Source organism: Nonomuraea sp. NPDC003804 (assembly GCF_040610675.1).
Classification (GTDB): Bacteria; Actinomycetota; Actinomycetes; order Streptosporangiales; family Streptosporangiaceae; genus Nonomuraea.
In genome coordinates this window covers 185,015-200,717 of record NZ_JBEXMT010000009.1, presented here as the reverse complement: position 1 = coordinate 200,717, position 15,703 = coordinate 185,015, and the positions used below count along the sequence as shown (strand labels likewise).

Here is a 15,703-nt window from a genome sequence, read left to right as displayed (position 1 = left end):
TCACCATCGTCCGTCGTCCGAAGCCGGCTGCCACTGGGTGATCGCGAACAGGGCGGTCAGCTGTTCCTTGTCGACCTGGCGGGTGAACAGGGTGTTCACCATGTCGATGAAGGAGGCCGCCTCCTGTCGCGGGCTCCAGTCGTATTCAAGGTGGGTGCCCAGCACCTCCCGCGCGGGCAGGCGCTCCTCGCCGTTGCGGGCGTAGTCCACGATGCCGGTGACGAGCTTGATCCGTGCCTGGATGATCGAGGGGTCCAGATGCCCGTCGTTGTGACGGAACTCGACGTGATCGTTCTCCGTGCCGACGACGTTGGACAGGTTGAGGGCCGAGGCGCGGGCGCCGGGCGCCCGGAACCCCGCGGGCGTACGCTCGGTGACGGTGAGGACGTCGTTGGGCATGCACGCCCGGTAGGGCCGGTGCATGCCGAAAGGCTCCCTGGGATCCTGCCCCAGCCGGAAGAGGATGTCCTCGTAGCCGTGGTAGAGCGTGAACAGCCGACGCAGCGCCCTCACGTCGGTGCCGAGGTTGGGGGCGCCGACATGGATGTGCCCGCCGGCGGCCGTGGTGATCTCGCCGCCGTAGGACCGGATGATCTCGGTGATCCGGGGCAGGTCCGCCCATGTCCCCTCGGTGTCCCGGAGGATGCCGGAGACGAACTCGCCGGCGAGGCGCTGCCGGTTCGCCTCCCACTCCATGTGCGGCAGGCCGTTCATCGAGTCAGGGGCGCCGTGGTGCCCGAACACTTCCGGGCTCGCGATGAGCCCCTCCTGGTACAGCTCACGGGCCATCAGGCGCACGTCGCTCTCCCAGAAGCCCGCGGTGCCGTCCGTGTGGGCGAACTCCAGCTCGAGCCCGAAGGCCACGTCCACGTGCATCGCGTCGCGTGTCATGTAGGGCACGACGGACGCGACGTCCTCGCCGGCCGCCAGCCGCCGGGTGACGTCCTCGACGACCTCGTTGTGGGCGTCGAAGTCCCAGCCGAAGTGGCGCTGGACCCGCGTGGGTGCGGGCGCCGCCGGGGCTATCAGCGAGATCTCGCCCTTGGCGTGCATCCCGATGTGGTACAGCCGGTCCAGCGCCAGGTCGTAGGCGTCCAGGAAGTTGTACTTCTCATAGTAAGGACGCAGCGACATCATGATGTCCGTGAGGACGTCCACGTCCTGCAGGGTCAGCGGATTGTCTATCCACACGTCACTTACGTACTGTCTGGACGAGACGAAGTTGCCGAAGAGGTATTCGCCCTCGAACACGTAAGGCATGCTCACGCTGAGGGCAAGCCCATGGTCGATGCCCGCGAGGCCGTCGGCCGTGAGCAAGAGGTTTTTCCGGTGCCGGTCGTTGTTGTTGATCACCAGGTCGAGCAGTTCGATCAGGATCGCGCCACGTCTGTTGTTCACGTTCGCCTCTTCCCCCGGGTGCTCGCCGTGGATGTACTCCATGAAGATCACTGTCGGGTCCGTCGGGTGCTCGACGACGATGGGGACGTTGGCGCCAAAGCGCTGGCCTACCAGCGCACTGAGGATCTCGGCCCTGGCTTTGGGGGCGGGCATCTCCTTCCGTACGACTTTGGTGCCGTCCTCCAGGGTGAGGTGTGCCACGATGCCCTCGTTGCCCTGCTGTCCGAACAACTCCCATTCGTTCGGATCGGCGGCCAGCGCGGCATCGACGAGGCCCTGCGGCAGGCCGCGCCGGGGAGCGGCCTGCGTTCCCGGAACGGGGAGGGGCCTCGGGGGGGTCACCGCCGTGGCCGAGTGGGCCTGCAGCCACTGGCCGTTGTCGTCGCGCGGGAAGATCGGCCGCCCGTCCGAGCCGTAGCTCTGCACGGCCGCGGTGTGCGGGCGTCGGTCGGCGCCGATGTAGACGATCTTGTTGCCGGCGAGGATCGACCGGCCGGTGATGTCGGCCAGTTCCTGGAGCACCGCCTGGTTGCGGGCCGTCTCGCAGCCCAGGATGCGGATCCAGGCGTCGGGCTGCGCGATCACGCGCGGGTCGTGGGCGAGCATGGTGGCCAGGTCGGCCGCGCTGAGCCGTTCGTCGCCGATGAGGAAACCGGTGCCGTCGCCGGCGATCGCGACGTCGATGACGCCGGGGGAACGCCGCAGCAGGCGTGGATCGGCCGTGGGCATGACGGCGGAGTTCTCGTCGCGGTACCAGATGCCCGCGGAGACTTCGCGGCGATGCTGGAAGATCAGGTCTCGGTGGCGGCTGCTCAGCGGCGGTGCGGAGACGGGGCTGGACGCTTGGCCGGGCCTGACGTCGGCGAGGAGCGGGGGCTGGACGTGTCGCCCGGGTGGCGTGGGCGTTGTGTGACCGGTCTGCGGGGCCCTCGGCAGCGCCGCGAGCGCGGGACCGAGCCAGGTCCCGAGCTGCTCCGCGACTGTGTCCGAGCTGTCGGCGGGCAGGAAGATCCGGAACTGTCCGCCGTCCCCGACGCGTAGGTTGCCCAGCGTCGTGATCTCCACGCCACCGTCCGCGGCCAGCACGACCCGGCCCGTGTACCAGGCGAGCTCCTGCGCGAACGTCGTCGTCCCGTCATGGGGGCCGACGAGCACGATCGGGGCGTCCTGCGGCAGGCCGGGGGAGCACAGCAGCGTCGCCGCGACCACCTCGGACCGGAGGAGCCGCCTGCCGACCATCATGCCGCGTTCCGAGTAGCGGCCCTCCACCACGAAGGCGTCCTTGACGGGGCGGGGCATGTGCCGCTCGGCGTCGTCGTCCACGCCGCTGGGGAAGCGTACTCCCGCCGGGGTCTTACGGAGCGCGTTGTGGACATGCGCCGCCAGATCCAGTGCCAGCTCGCCGGTGAGCTCGATTCTCGGCGCGACCACCGGGCCGGTTCGCGACCGGGCGGGCTGCTGGGTGAGGAAGTAGTGCACCTCACCGTCGTCGGTGGTCAGCCTCGCCGTCACCTCGAACCGGGCGCCGGCCCTGAACAGAGCCTGGTGCGGCTTGCCCGACAGGTCTCCGACCGGCACGTAGTCGGACGCCAGGATGGTCACCCGCGTGCCATGGGGACTCTCGCCCACCTGGTCGGCGTTGTCGACGCCGTCGAGAAGGGTATCCACGGTGAACTCCTCGCCGGGCCGGATGTCCTTGGGGACGAGGCCGGCGGGGACCCGGGCGAACACGTACCCCTTCGTGCTCGGCCGTGCCACCAGCTCGGCGTCGGCCCGGGAGAGCACGTCGGTCTGGTTCCGCGCGTTCACCTGCGCCAGTCGATCCCCCTGCAGGAGCTCGCCCAGGACGGGACCCGGTCCCGGCCGCCACGCGGGCGCGCGGTACTCGACGGTCGTCGGGTGCTCGGAGAAGGCCAGCGGGATCAGCCTGGCGTCGTCGAAGCCGGCGAACTCGTTCAGCATGCTCAGCAACCGCTCGTACCGGTCGCCGAGATGGAGCATGCCGAAGGAGTCGCTCAGCGCCTTGAACGCGGCGGTGAGGCGGGCGACGTCCTGGGCGGACAGGACCGGAGCGCCGGCCCGGAACTCCCAGTCGCCGGCCTCGCCGAACCGGACGAGGAGCGGGTTGGCGTCGAGCAGCCGTCGAAGCGTCGCGTGGTCCAACGGCCGGCCGTGGCTCAGGAACGTGTACAGCGCTCGGGTGGCCAGGCGGGCCTCGGACTCGGCGGTGGGTTCCGGTGGGTTGACGATCTCTTCGTACAGGATGTAGGGGGTGGCACGATGGGTGCCGGGCAGGTCGCCCCGTGCCTCGCGCGCCTCCTCCAGCCTGGCCTCGTGCTCGTCCGCCGCCGCGGGGGTCAGGAAGTCATGGCGCAGGGCCCGCCGGCCGTCGCCGAAGACCGCCTCGGTCGTGCGCCCGCCCGACCCGGGCACGTCGATCACCTCGGAGACGCCGGTGGCGAGGCTCGCCCGCAACGCGTCGTTGCCGAACGTACGCCACACGTACCCGTCCTCGTCGAGCTCGACGGCCGGGCCGGCGAGGCCGAACACCTGCCTGAGCAGTGCCCGGACGAGGATCTCCTTGCCCTCGAAGATGGGGACGCTGAGCGCCTGGGACCCGTCGGCGAATGTGACCACGCCGCCCAGGGGCGACTCCCGCTCCGACACGACCCCGCGCTTGATGTTGCTGTGCAGGCGGCGAGCCGCGTTGATGGCCTGGCCCTCGGCGGCCGGATCCAGGTCCGCCCCCGTGGCGGACGAGCCCTCGTCCATGGCCCTGAGCGGGCCGATTCCGAAGAGGGGCAGCTGGCGCCCCGGCGCGGCGGCCACCACGCTCTCCAGGCCGACCGCGTTCCTGGCGAGCGGGCCACCGGCGAGGGCCCAGTGCCTCTCCAGGATCCGCTCGAACTCGGACGGCAGGCCCATCTGCTCGAACTCCGGGCGGGCGGTCTCCAGCATGGCCGCCAGCGCCCGCACGTCCGACGGGGACAGCGGGTTGCTTCCCCAGTCGCGCACGCCGGAGGCGTCCTCGCGCAGGAACAACTCCAGCAGCGGCGTGCCGCTCGGCATCACGTGCAGAGCCGGTCTGCCGACGACCGGCGTCATGTCGGCCAGGGCGACGAGGTATCCGGCGAGCACCGCTTCACGCGTGCCGAAGATGCCGGCCGCGGTGCCGGTGGGCGTCCAGTCGATGAGGATGTGCCGGTCACCGGCCGCCCTGGGCGGCCCGATCAGCCCCAGGCGGTGGGCCAGCCGGGTCACCAGCAGTTGCCGGTTCCTCCCCTGGACGGTGCTCTCCTCCAGGAGCAGCGCGGAAGAGCCGTCGTCCAGCGTCACCTTGGAGACGCTCGCACCGAGGGGCTCCGGTTCGCCCCGGACGCCCAGGGCCGCCAGCTCCCCGTCGTCCGTGAAGTTGATCAGGTCATCGATGGACTGCGACGGGCGGGTGCGCGCGGCCAGGTCGCCCTGCACCGCGGCGATCTCGCCCGCCAGGTCCTCCGCGGCCGCGGTGTCGCCGGCCACCAGGGCCGCCCGCTGCTTGCGCTCCAGGAAACGAAGCTCGTTGCCGCGGGCGGTGACGCATTCGTCGCGGGTGGACTCCCCGGGCGCGTGCGTGTGCGCGTGCCCGTGCTCGGCCGCGTTCCGGTGCTGGAGCACGTCGCTGATCTCGTGCAGGACGAGCCTGGCGACCTGGTCGCGGGCGACACGCGGAGCCAGGGTCACCACATGCGGATCCCCCTCCGTGCCCGCGACGTTCACCGCCGTCGTCTTGCCGAGGTATCCACCCTCGACCGGTCCCACCTGGACCCGGAAGTGCAGCCGCCCGAAGGTGTCGGACTCCAGCGTGAGGGTGCCGCCTTCGTTCCAGGCGATCCGCCAGCTGTCGTCGGCGCCCTCGAAGTCCTCCGGCAGCACCTCGTCGTTGAACGACCCTCTGGCCTCGTCGACGGTGAGGTCGTCCTCCGTGGCGGGCCGGCCGTCCGCGACGAAACGGGAGCCGGGGATCGGCGAGCCGTGGGTGAAGCCGTGCGCGCCGTCCGTCCCCTGCTCGGTGTCGTCGGGTGCGGTCTTGATCGGCCAGGCCGGCGCCGGTGCCGGGGGCTGGGGCAGGGCACGCCTGGTCAGTTCGCGCCGCAACTGCTCGGCGAGGCTCGTGTCCCCGTCCGCGCTGGTCCGCTCGTGCAGCGCGTGCAGGTCGATCCCGTACTGCTCGGCCGCCGCGATCAGAGCGGACGGCATGCCGGAGAAGCGGCGTCCGAATCCTCCGTCGATCTCTTCCGCCGCCAGCCGGCCGTCGGGGGTGGCGAGGTAGGTCCTGGGCGGGCCGCCCGGGAGGTGAACGGTGACCCTGACCTCCGCGTTCAGCTCGCGGGCGGCCAGTTGCGCCTGCCTGAGCTGCCCGTACGGGGGAGCGGCCACGTCGGCGTCGAGATGGACGGGGCCCGGCCGCCCGGCGAGCTCGGCGGCCAGCCCGTGATGGTCGTCGACGCCCAGGTCGGCGAGGGACACGGGCGGGCCGGGCACGTGCCGCGCCGGTCGATCCGCGGGAGGGACGGCCGCCCGCGGGTTCTCCGCCTGCGCCGCGAGCGCCCGCAACACGTGGTCGTGGACGACCGTGTCGACGTCGCCCGTCGCGATGCGCCGCTCCACGATGGTCCGCGACGGCCGCTGGTCGGTGGCCGGATTCGACCAGACCTCGAAGCGCACGTCGTAGTCGACCCGGAACCGGACCGAACTGCTGCGGGCCTTCTCGAAGACGCTGGTCTCGTCCCGGTTGCCGCCGCTGACCGACGAGCCGTCACCGGCCTGGTCCCGGTAGCCGGCGCTCATGCCGATGTCGGGATCGCCGGGAACCCAGGTGTTCTGGTCGTTGCTGCCGACGGTGATCCCGAGCGGGAGCGGCCGGGCTCGGTTCGAGCTCGCCGAGGTGCTCCACTGCCTGCGGTCGACCTGGCCGACTTCGTGGTTCACGTGACCTTGGGCCATCACCACGGGTTCGGACAATACCGCTCCGACGCGGACGCGCACCATCCTGCCGCCCGGCATCGGCAGTTCGAGCACCATGAACCCGTCCTTGGCCGTCATGCGCTCGAAAAGGGCGTTCCTGCCGTTGCCGGACAGGAGCCGGGCGAGCGCCTTGGAGCCCTCGCGGGTGAGCTCCAGGCCCAGCGCGGCCTTCAGGCGCTGCTCGACGGCCTGGGCGAGTCCTGGCGCCCGCGTGCTCTCGACGGCGAAGTTCTCCGGCACGGGGAAGGACCGGGGATCGGCCACGGCGGGTGCCGGCGCGGTGGCCGCGCCCGCGTGCGTGACCATGCCGGGCGGGATGATCCGGTCGATGGTGCCGGACAACTGTCTGTGGGCGGCCCGGCGCGGGGCTTCGCCCTTGCCCACCCGCCGCACCTCGACGACGAGCCTGATGCCCTGGCGCACCTCCGCCCTCGTGCCATCGAAGGCCGCCACCCGCTGGATCCGGGTCTGCTGCATGTTGCTCGCGCCCGTGTTGCCGTGCCCGAGGTCGGTGCCCGCGGCGCCCGCCTCGGTGCTCTCCGACCCCTTGAATCCGGCGCTGCCGGTCAACGCTGCCGACTCGGAGGCGTTGTCCTCCAGCATGGTGTAGAGCTGGAGGATCTGCCCGTAGTCGGAGACCTCACCCCGATACTGCGCGTCCTCACCGAGCTCGGCCCGTACGGTGATCTCGAGCGCTTCCGCGTCCCTGCCGACCCTGACGGTGTAGTCGGCGGGGGGCGAGTCCGGGTCGAGCATGCTGTCGATCTTCCCGAGCCAGGTGTTGCCGGAGAAGTCGTTCGTCAGCGCGCGCCACAGGGCGGTGTCCTGGTCGAGCGTGCCCGGAGCCACCTCCTCGACCGCCGCCACGATCTCGTCCAGCAGCTCCACCTCGGTGCCCGGCCTGTCCGCCGGATGGAGGCTCACCCCCTTGACGGTGCTCATGCCGATGGCGTCCTGGTAGGTCGGCGCGAGCGCGGCGGCCACCTCGCCGTTCTCCAGCCGCAGGGCGGCGGCTCGCAGGTTGTCCAGAACGTGGGGATGGAACTCCGTCCGGCTCAGCATGCGCTCGATGGTCTCGGAGTCCGTTTCGCTGCGCCGTCCAGGAGGCACCCCGGGCGGCATCAGGTCGACCAGCCTGTCGGCTGGGAACAGGTCGAGCAGCGCGGCGAGCGCCCTGCCCATGCTGTGCTCCGAGGTGAGCGGGACACCGGGCACGGCGGTGAGGCCCGGCGACTCGGCCCTGGCCTGCGCCAGGTCCTGCAGGTACCGGTCCATGAACCTGACCGCGACCCGGCGGCTGAGCTTCAGGTTGCCGTTCATCAGCCGTTCGGCCGCGTCGGCGACCTGGTGCAGGGGCAGCCGCACCTCGCCGCTCGCGTACAGGTCGAGCGCGTCACGTTCGGCGAGCAGGTAGACGACGGTGCCCTTGCGCGGTTCTGTCGTCCTCGCGTCGGCGCCGGAGCCCACGGTCAGCTCGGGGGTGACGTCCATCACGAAGGCGTACTGCTTGCCCGTGTCGATGCCCAGCCGCTCGGGACCGGCGATGATCTTCTGCTCGAGTGCGGTCGTCCGTCCCCATGAGACCCCCGCGCCCTCGTCGGTGCCCCCCTTCGTGGTGACCGGCACGTTCAGGCCGCCCCCTGCGCTGCGCGGCCTGGACTGCCGGCCGGAGCTGCTGTGGGAGCCGAGCGTGAGGTTGATGTCGCCGACCAGCACGTCCGTGGCGGACAGGAATCGGGACTCGCCCCGCCTCAGGTGGAGGGAGACCGGCTGGTGCCGGGCCGCCCCGGCCAACGTCCGGGTGTCCACCCCGGTCCGGTGACCGGTGGAGAACACCTCGCGGTGGCTGATCAGCCCGCGTACGTTGAAGAACGCCGCGAGGTGCTGGAACTCGGGGGAGTCGCGGTCGAGCCGCCCGGCGAGCTCGTTCGCGGCGGCCGTCGCGATGTCGCCGACGTCGAGGTGGACGACCGTGGCCAGCCGGAACGCCCGCTCCGAGGTGGGATGACGCGGGCTCTCCGGCCTGGGGTGCCCGTCCGCGGACGGCGCGAGAGGGAGCAGGTCGGCGGGAAGCAGGACCCGCGCGTCGCCGGCCTGTCCCTCCGCCACGGGCTGCACGAGGTTCGGGCCGGTCAGCCGATCGACGCGGACGGTGTGCGGGACGCGGAAGACCGCGGTCTGCCCGAGGCCCTCCATGAGCTTCACCTGGTTGACGGTGCTGCCCGTGGTGTGCTCCCCGAACCCGCCCCGGCCGGCGTCGACGCCGCCGCTGTACCCTCCGAATCCGCCGGGCGCGTTCTTCAGCCCGGCTTCGCCGTGGATCCCGAGCCCGGCCGACGTGCCCTGGTTCCGGGTCGAGGTGTAGGTGTCCGAGCCGATGTCCAGCGTCACCACGCGCTCGGCGGTCGACACCCCCTCGTAGACGGCGTTGTCGAAGTCCTGCTCCAACTTGATGCGCAGGGTGTAGTGCTCAGCCGTGAGGCCGGTCCTGTGGTGCACCAGGTTGATGAGCAGGCCATCCGCCTGGGCGGCCTGGTCATAACCGGTCTCCAGGCGTTCCGCGGAGAACTGCTCGGCGACGAGCTGCTCGTTGGCCATCTGGCTCGCCCTGAGCCACGGGTCCATGGAGTAGTCGGGGATGCCGTTCTTGAGCTTGGGCAACACGCCCTTGTCGCGCAGATAGTCCTCGACCTGGGCCCGGACCTCGTGCATGCCGGTGACCTGCTGAACCAGTGCCGGGCCCGCGCCCCGGGTCTGTCCCGGATCGCTGCCGAGCCAGGTGGGCAGCACGCCGGTTCTCCCGGGCGGGGCGACCTTGACGGGGTCGCCGCGGAGCACGATGGATCCGTCCGCGTTCCGCCCGATCTCCGCCGCGGCGTCAACCGGCAGTCCGTAACGGTAGGCATCCGGTTCGGTCATGCGGAACAGTCCGGTGCTCGGGTCGGAGACGAGAGTGATCGGTGGCTGCCCGTCCACCTGGATCGTCACCGTGTGCACCATGTTCAGCAGATAGCTCTGGGTTTGGCCATCCCATGCCTGCACGCCCGGATGGAGGGACGCCGCGGTCTCGCTGGTGCTCGTGGAACCCGCCCGGTCCAGGTTGCCGCCGAAGGTGCCCTTCACGACGAGCTCGGGGGTCGCTTGCTGCTCGTGCGACTTCGTGGTGGCGCCCACGTCCGCTCCGAGGCCCTTGTCGTGGCTGTTGGAACGGCTCTGGCCCGCGATGGAGGATCCGGTCCGATGCCGCTCCTGGCGTTGCCTCACGGTGCCGCCGACGAGGGTGCCCCCGGGAAGCACGGCGGTGCGTACGGTCACCGTGGCCCTGGCCCGGCCGTGCACGGTGATGGTCCGGCGGAGCCCCGACGGATTGTTGACGGCCTCGCCAAGGTAACTGGGCAGATCCTCGGTGAACGTCGTGAGGACCTGGCTCCGGGCGACAGGGCTGAGCCTGAGCCCGGCCTCCTCGATCGCCCTGACCGCGTCGTCGGCCAGCTTGATCAGGCCGGTCATGCCGGTGACGACGTGTTCGGGCAAGGGAGTCCGCTGCCGTTCCTCCTTCGGGAGCTGGAGGACGGGCTTCGGAGGGTCGGTGAGGTAGGCGTGCGCGATCCACACGTTCTGCCGCGCGGACTCGCTGTCGGCGGGCAGCTCACGCATCACCGAGTGGCCGGACGCCGTGCGCAGCTCCACCTCCCAACTCGCCCTGGCGCTGAACATGGCGGCCATGCCGCGGTTGTCCTCGACGTTGCCGCCCACCCAGTTGTCCTGGGCCGAGGTGTTGACGGAGCGACCGTCGCCCCAGCCGAGCCTGAACCTCAGTACGCCGTGTTCCGCGATCTGACGGGCGGTTTCGAACGGCAGGAACCGCAGCACCCCCCTGACGGCATCCATCAGGTCCCGGTCGAAGTCGAGCCCGCGAGGCATCCGACCGGTCACGGACGATCTGCCGCCGCCCTGCCTCAGCCGGCCGTACATGGTCTCGGAGTGCGTGCCGCCGGGCCTGGCCACCTCCATGAGGTCGTCCAGCGTCAGTTTGATCCGCAGCTCCGTGCCGGTGGCCACGTTCAGGCGCAGGAGCAGGCCGTCCTCCGAGACCACGCCGCGGAAGGCCTGGCGGATCGCGTACCTCAGCTCCTCCTGGGTGAGCTGTGTGGCCACCCCCTCCTGCCTGAGCATGTCGTTGACCAGCTCGGTCAGCACGGGCAGGTTGGCGACCGGCCCCGCCGCGAAGCTCGCCAGCAGAGCGTGCGCCGACGGCAGCACCGCCCGGCTCGCCGATTCGTAGGCGTCCCTCCGGCTCCTCAACTCGTACATGGCGGACTCGACCTGCAGCGTTTTGGGCTTGTCCGGCCTGTTCACCCTGTTCAGGGCGGCGAGCGTGGCATAAGCGGCTTCGAGCGCGTGGTCGGCGGCCGCGGCGGCGGCCTCGTACCGCTCGGCCATGCGGGTGTGGTGCTGGGCGATCGACGACGCGGTCATGGCGTCCAGCTCAGCCCGGCGAGTGCGTTCGGGCGCGCTGTCGTCCAGGGTCCGGCCGTGAAGGGCCGCCTTGTGCAAGGCCTCGAAAGCCTCCTCCCGCGCGATCCAGGCGTTGCGCCGGTGCTGGAGGCCGAGCTCGAGGTTGTGCCGGCGGGCGACCTCCAGCGCCCTCTCCTCCTCGTGGATCTCCCTCCTGAGCTGCGCCAGCGGGCTGGACGGCGACTGTGACAGCCGGGGGAGAGCGGGCGGTGTCGCGGGCGGCAGCGCGGCGACGGCCTCCTGATACGTCCTCAGGGCCGCGGTGGCCGCGTCCGCGTGGGCCGCCAGCGTGACGTGGTCGACGCGAACTCCCGTGATCATGTCGTCCAGCAGGCCGTTGAGCTCCCGGAGAGCGTTGCGCGCGGCGATCGCCAGCCGCTCGGCCCCCTCGTGCAGCTCGCCGATCCGGCCGAGGTCCGCCGCGGTGGCCTGCCACGTCCGCGCGCGGTCCAGGTCGCTCCTGGCCAGGGCGTCCGCGGCGAGGGCGTACGCCCCGCCCGCCGACTCGTTGTAGGCACGTACCGTCGCGCGCTGAGCGGCGACGACCCCGCCGAGCGCCTCGACGGTGGCGCGCAGCGTCAGGGCGGTGGCCTGGCGGGCGGTCAGATGTCCGCGGAGGTCGGCGTGCAGCGCGAGGATGTCCTGGGCGCCGCGGGCGCTGGCCAGTTGCTCCTGCGCCGCGACCCGGCGGTAGTGCTGCTCGTAGGTGGCGCCCAGGCGGCGCAACTGCGCGGCGAGCACCTCCGGCGGGCCGATCGCGATGCGGCGCGCCCGAACCGTCTCGTCGAGGAGCAACTGGTAGACCTCGGCGGCGTGCACCGCCGAGGCCGCCGCGGCCTGCCGCTCGGCCGCCGTGCCCGGCGACCGCGACGCCGGGCCGGTGAGCTCGGCGGCGGCGGCGCGCAGCGCGGCGATCTGCCGGCGGAGCAGGTCCGGCTCCGGCGCCGCGCCGGTGAGCGCGGGAACCACGCTGACCTGGTCGGCCTGCTCCTCGTACCGCTGATGGAGCTGGTTGGCCGCATACAGCGCCCTGGCGAACTCGGTGACGCGCGTGTTGGGGGTGCTCGCGGTGTGCACGAGCGCCTGGGCGCTCTCGTAGGCGGCTCTCGCCTGGGAGACCGCCTCCAGCAACGGGTCGGTGCTCATGCTGCCGGCCACCGTCATCGCCTGGAGCCGGAGGTTCATCTCGACGACCAGGAGCCGGTCGATCTGCTGCGCCAGCGCCTGGTCGAGATCCCGTACGAGCGGATCGACGGCGTGGTCGTGCTCGCGTAACCGGCCGACCAGGTCGGCCACCGACGGCGGGGCGGCCGGGGCCGACCAGGAAGGCGCCGTCCTCAGGCCGTGCGCCTCCAGGATCCGGCGTACGGCGTTCCGCTCCGCCACGAGGTCGGCCCGCTGGTCCTCGCTCACCTCGCCGATCCGGCGGGTCAGGAACTCCTCCTCGCGCTGCCGCGCCGTCAGGCACTCGTCGCGGCCCTCCGGCCGGGTGACCAGGCGGCGGAGCAGGTTCTGGCGAGGGTGGTTCCTGGCGTGCAGGGTGTCGACGATCTCGTGCAGCACCAGCCTGGCCACCTGGTCGGGCGCCACGCCCGGAGCCAGCCGCACCTCGTTGACATTGCCCGGGTTCACCACGGTACGGCCGAGCCGCCCGCGTGAGACGCGGCCCACCTCGAAGGTGAACGTCTGGTCGGGGAGGCCGCTGAGCTCGACCACCAGCGTGTCGGGCGCGGTCCAGCGCAGGCCGGTGACCGTTTCGCCGAGGTCGGCGGCGAGCACCTCGGCCTCGAACGCCGCCCTGGCCTCCGCCACCGTGAGCCGGGGCACGCCGCTCTCGCGGCCGTCGGCGACGAACCTGGTGTTCCTGATGGGACGGCCGCTCACGAGCGCGTGGGCGTCCCTGGTCCGGCGCGCGGTCCTGATCAGCCGGGTGACCAGGCCCGGTGCGGGGTCCGCGGGCTGCTGGGCCGGCGCGGGGGCGGCGGCGGGCCCCGTGTCGGCCTGCGGTGTCGTGCCGGAGACGGTCACCGTCTCGGTGGTGGTGACGGTGCCGGGCGTGCCGACGTCTTGCGGGCTGCCGCTGGGGTCGGGCGTTCGAGGGGCGCCCTCCGGGGTGCCGGTCGGGTCCGGAGCGGCGGCCGTCTCCGGAGCACTCGCCGTCTGCGGAGCGCCGGCCGCGTCGGGGGCGCTCGCCGACTCCGCGGCGCCCATCGGATGCGGAGTGCCGGTCGTATCAGGGGTGTTCGCCGGTTCCGGGGTGTTCGCCGGTTCCGGGGTGTTCGCCGGTTCCGGGGTGTTCGCCGGATCCGCGGTGCCGGTCGGGTCAGGGGTGACGGTGGAGTCCCGCGGGCCGTCGGGCGCGGCCGACGGTTCGGCCGGGGCCTGCTCCGCCGTGGGCGCGGGCCGCTGGTCGGGGGCGGGGGCGGCGTCCTGCGCGGCAGGCCGGGTCGCCGGTCGCGAGTCCTGGTCCCGTGGCTGGTCCTGGTTGTCCTCGGGCTGGTCCTGGGACTGGTCCTGGACGTTCGGGTTCTGCGCGGCGGCGGTGTCCTGTCGCGTCTTCGCGTCGTTGCCGTGCTGCGACCTGTTCGTCTGGTGCGCGTCCTGGCCGGCGACGTCAGGTCCCGGTACGGACCGCGTCCCCTTCTGCGCGGGCTGCGGCCCGGCCGGTTCGGCGACCGGAGCGCCGCGGTCACGTCGGGGCCCGCCGGACAGGTCGCCGCCTGGCTGCTGCGGTGTCACCACCGGCACGGCTGTGCCGTCGGACGAGCCGGGACGGGGTCCGGCCGGCGAGGTGAAGTCCCCCGCGGTGAGGCCTGCCGTACCGGGCGGGTTCTGCTGGGCCGCCATCGCTTCGTTGATCACGCCGCTCAGCGTGGAGATCGGGGAGACGATGGCGCTCACGACGTTATGGCTGGTCGGGCCGAAGGTGTTCGTACGGCCCGCGCCGCCGAGGAAACCGCCGTAGAAGCCTTCCGCGCCGGGCAGCGCGAACTGGTCGTACACGGCGTAGTTGGCGACGACGCTGCCGGCCGGTGAGGCGACCATGTTGTTCAGACCGGTGTTCAGCGCACGTCCGGGGAAACGCAGGAAGGCGTTGCCGACGCCGCGGTTGTCGCCCGCCATCCTGTTCAGCCGCGAGATGCCGGGCAGATCGTTGGCGAAGCGCGACATCGGACCGCCGAGTTTGGTGCCCGCGATCGCGCCGGTGCCCGCGCCGATCGCCGCCGCCTTGATCTTCTTCCAGTCCCACGAGTCGCGGGTGCCCATCTTGATCTGCTGGTACTGGGAGAGGACGTCGATGGAGAGCTCTTCGGTGATCTCCTCGAACAGTTCGGCGGCCAGCGCCGCGTTGAAGAACCTGCTGCCCGCGCCGGCTCCGGCGAGCCTGGTGACCTGGCCGCTCGCGGCGACCGTGCCCGACCTCGACGCCACCAGCGCCAGGCGCTCCATGATCAGGGCGATCCTGCTCGCCCCCGCCGTCCCGACGCTGCGCAGGAGCATGCTCGCGAGCGGGAAGAAACCCGCGGCGATCAGGGCGATGAACGCGGCGATCACCGCGATCCAGAACGCGATGTTGATCGAGAACTTGGTGTACTGGGTCTCGCGGGCGAAGTTGTCGACCATCTTCGCGTAGGAGAAGGACTCCTGCGCCTTGGCGACCACGCCGGCCTTGTCGTCGTAGAGCTTGGCCAGCCGTTTGAAGATGGCCGGCTTGGCGGGCGACTGGAGGCTGCCGTTCAGGGTCTGCACCGTGGTGGAGGTCGGGTCGAGCGTGCTGATGAGCAGGTTCATCAGCTTGACGTACTCGACGCGCAGTTCCCAGAGCTTGCTCTCGCTTCCCTCGGGCCAGCTCTGGCCCGCTGTGAGCAGCGGGATCAGGTGGTGGACCACCCAGCCGGGCAACGCCTCGGTCCGCCAGACCGGCTCCACGTCCTTGGTGGCGATCCCGCCGTCGAACGCGCCGGTGCCGCCTGCCGGCTTCCGGGCGTCGTTGTTGACATCGCCCTTGCCCGCCATCATGTGCCCGCCATCATGCCTGGCGGTAGGTCGTCGACAGGCCCAGGTCGATCGCCTGCTCGGTGGTGAGCGTGTTGGAGACCGTCGCGCGCAGCAGGGGCCCGGAACCGGAGATCTCCTTGATAAGATCGTCGGTGTCCCGCAGGAATCGCTCGGGGCCGCCACCGGCCAGGTATCGCGAACTGAAGGACTGGCCGTCCGGCCCGTCGCCCTGAGGGCGGGCGGCGTTCAGCGCCCGGATCCGCGCCGCGATGGCCGGCCAGGCGGTGCTCAGGTTGTTCGCCATGGCGTCCCACTGGTTCAGGCTGTTGCTGATCGGTTCGCGGATGTGCACGTCCGCCCGGTCGTCGGCGGTCATCGACGGCGTCTCTCCCCGGGCATCGGGCCGGAGAGCTGATCGAGCACCGCCTCCAGATCGCCCTCCAGATGAGCGCGTAACTGCTCGGGCGGCACCACCGGCTGGAAGACCTCGAGCAGCTCGTCCATGGCCTTGGCGGCGGCCCGCCGCACGGTGTCGGTGATCGCGTCCGCCAGCCCTCTGGCGTCGGGGCGGCGGAACACCCGGGGGTCGAGGTCCAGCCTGATCAGCTCGCCACGGACGCTCACCGTGGCCGAGACGAGCCCGTCGGCGGACTTCTCGGTGACCCGGATCGCCTGCGCCCGGGCGTTGAGATCGGTCGCCTCGCGCTGCATGCGCATGAAGGTTGCGCGTAATTCGTCGGCGTAGGCCTGGAGCCCGACTACGTCGGCGTCCTCGATCAAG

Annotated in this window: 3 protein-coding genes; all 3 read right to left on the bottom strand. The window is 71.6% G+C overall.

Annotated elements, in window-relative coordinates; translation table 11 throughout:
- The 3 genes from ABZX22_RS14985 to ABZX22_RS14975 are packed head-to-tail and all read right to left on the bottom strand — an operon-like array spanning position 1 to position 15,702.
- Positions 1 to 14,943, bottom strand: a complete 14,943-nt coding sequence (locus ABZX22_RS14985; RefSeq protein ID WP_354908711.1) for a hypothetical protein — start codon at positions 14,941 to 14,943, stop codon at positions 1 to 3.
- A 10-nt stretch (positions 14,944 to 14,953) separates the two neighbouring features.
- Positions 14,954 to 15,298, bottom strand: a complete 345-nt coding sequence (locus ABZX22_RS14980) for a hypothetical protein (protein WP_354908709.1) — start codon at positions 15,296 to 15,298, stop codon at positions 14,954 to 14,956.
- Positions 15,295 to 15,702, bottom strand: a complete 408-nt coding sequence (locus ABZX22_RS14975; protein WP_354908707.1) for a YbaB/EbfC family nucleoid-associated protein — start codon at positions 15,700 to 15,702, stop codon at positions 15,295 to 15,297. The genes ABZX22_RS14980 and ABZX22_RS14975 overlap by 4 nt, the downstream gene beginning before the upstream one ends.
- Position 15,703 lies beyond the last annotated feature (1 nt).

What these genes read in the sequence shown, in the direction of transcription:
- ABZX22_RS14985 (WP_354908711.1), bottom strand. Translation starts at nt 14,943, where the DNA reads ATGATGGCGGGCAAGGGCGATGTCAACAACGACGCCCGGAAGCCGGCA.
- ABZX22_RS14980 (WP_354908709.1), bottom strand. Translation starts at nt 15,298, where the DNA reads ATGACCGCCGACGACCGGGCGGACGTGCACATCCGCGAACCGATCAGC.